The 1,352-nt window shown below is 64.1% G+C and carries 1 protein-coding gene; it reads left to right on the top strand.

All coding sequences use genetic code 11. The features are described 5' to 3' along the window. Positions 1-111 precede the first annotated feature (111 nt). Entirely contained in the window at positions 112-1,338 is a 1,227-nt protein-coding gene (locus AB0H61_RS39035; RefSeq protein WP_357313993.1) for a transposase family protein, read from the top strand. The last annotated feature ends 14 nt before the right edge of the window (positions 1,339-1,352 follow it).

The following is a 1,352-nucleotide window of genomic DNA, read 5'->3' as shown; positions in this document are numbered from 1 at the left end:
CGCGTTGACTCATCGAAAATGCCCGCGTAATCCCTTCGTTGCCTCATCCGAGGATGCCCGCGTGCGGCGTGGCGTCGCGGTGGATGGGAGGGGTTGCGTTAGGGCCTGACGATGGGATTGACGATGGCCGAGCGCAGGGCTGTGACCAGGACGATCGCGACTCGGTATCGGCGGGCGGGCAAGTCGGGCAAGTCGAAGATCCTCGACGAGTTGTGCGCGACCACGGGCTGGCATCGCGATCATGCCCGCAAGGCGCTGCGGGAGGTGGCGCGGCCGCAGGTGGTCCGTCCCCGCACAGTGCGACCGGTGAAGTACGGGCCCGAAGTTGTTGAGGCACTGGTGTTTTGCTGGGCAGTGCTGGGGATGCCGGCGGGACGGCGGCTCGCGCCGATCCTGGGTGAGCTGGTGGATGTGCTACGCCGCCACAGCGAGTTGGGCATCGATGATGACACCGCGGCGCTGCTGATGGGCATGTCAGCGGCGACGATCGACCGTCGTCTGGCACCCGAACGCAAGCGCCGTCAGCTCAGGGGTCGTTCCCACACCAAGCCCGGGTCGTTGCTGAAGTCGCAGATACCGATCCGCACCTGGGCCCAATGGGATGATGCCGCACCGGGTTTCGTGGAGATCGACCTGGTCGGTCATGAGGGCGGCAACGCGATCGGTGAGCACGCCTACACGTTGACGGTGACCGATGTCGCCACCGGCTGGACCGAGAACCGCTCCGTGCCCAACAAGGCCCGTAAATGGGTCGTCGCTGCGCTCGACGACATCGCCTCGGTGATGCCGTTCCCGGTGCGGGGTGTGGACAGCGACAACGGCGGGGAGTTCATCAACCACCATCTCCTGGATTGGTGCGAGAAACGCGAAATCACCTTCACTCGTTCACGTCCGGGCAACTCCAACGACGGAGCCCATGTGGAACAAAAGAACTGGGCCATCGTGCGCACCATCGTCGGCTACCTGCGCTATGACACCGCACCAGAGTTGTTGCTGCTCAACAAGATCTGGCAACAACAGTCACTGCTGACGAACTATTTCCAACCCCAGCAGAAGCTCATCTCCAAGGTCCGCGACGGCGCCGAGGTCACCAAGAAATACGACACCGCTACCACCCCGCACCGCCGCGCCGAACGCCACGACACGGTCACCACCACCGACAAGGCGGCCATGGCACGCACCCACGCCGAGATCAACCCCGCCGCCATACAACGCCGCGTCCAAACCCTCACCGACGAGCTGATCACCCTCGCCACCAGCAAAAACACACCACGCACGACCAGCGGGACGCGGGCAAAACCGGATGAGGCAACGACTCACCATTCCCGGGCATCTTGACGTGAGGCAATAGG

Origin of the sequence: Nocardia sp. NPDC050710 (assembly GCF_040654375.1) — a bacterium.
Lineage (GTDB): Bacteria > Actinomycetota > Actinomycetes > Mycobacteriales > Mycobacteriaceae > Nocardia.
This window is presented reverse-complemented; position numbering and strand designations above follow the sequence as displayed.